General features: G+C 66.4%; 1 protein-coding gene. It reads left to right on the top strand.

The features are described from left to right. Positions 1-202 precede the first annotated feature (202 nt). The coding region (locus I6F37_RS44720) for an alpha/beta fold hydrolase (protein WP_368736847.1) at positions 203-384 on the top strand (182 nt) is incomplete at its 3' end.

Below are 384 nucleotides of genomic sequence, written 5' to 3'. Positions count from 1 at the left end.
CGTAGTCGCGGATGCGCGCCAGCCCGGCGGCCTCGATTTCGGGGCCGACATCGTTGAGCACCGCGCCCGCGATGCGCTCGGGCGCGGTCATCGCCACTCGGCCAGTTCAAGGATCTGCGGATCGGGACGATAGGGGGCAGCTTGCGGTTCGGCGCGCATCTTTGCATTAGTGGGGTGGTTGGTGCGGGGGAACAAGCAGACGATGGCAAAAAGCATTCCCCCCTACACCACCGGCGAATGGACCAGCACCGACGGGCTGACCTTGCGTTATCGCGATTACCCCGGCCTCCAAGATGGCGCCGAGGACCGCCCGGCTATCCTCTGCATCCCCGGGCTCACCCGCAATTGCCGCGATTTCGAGCCGGTGGCCGAAGCCTTCGCTGG

Origin of the sequence: Bradyrhizobium sp. NBAIM08, assembly GCF_020193935.1 — a bacterium.
GTDB classification, from domain to species: domain Bacteria; phylum Pseudomonadota; class Alphaproteobacteria; order Rhizobiales; family Xanthobacteraceae; genus Bradyrhizobium; species Bradyrhizobium yuanmingense.
Note: the sequence above shows the minus strand (reverse complement) of the source record. Positions and strands in the feature narration are given on the sequence as shown.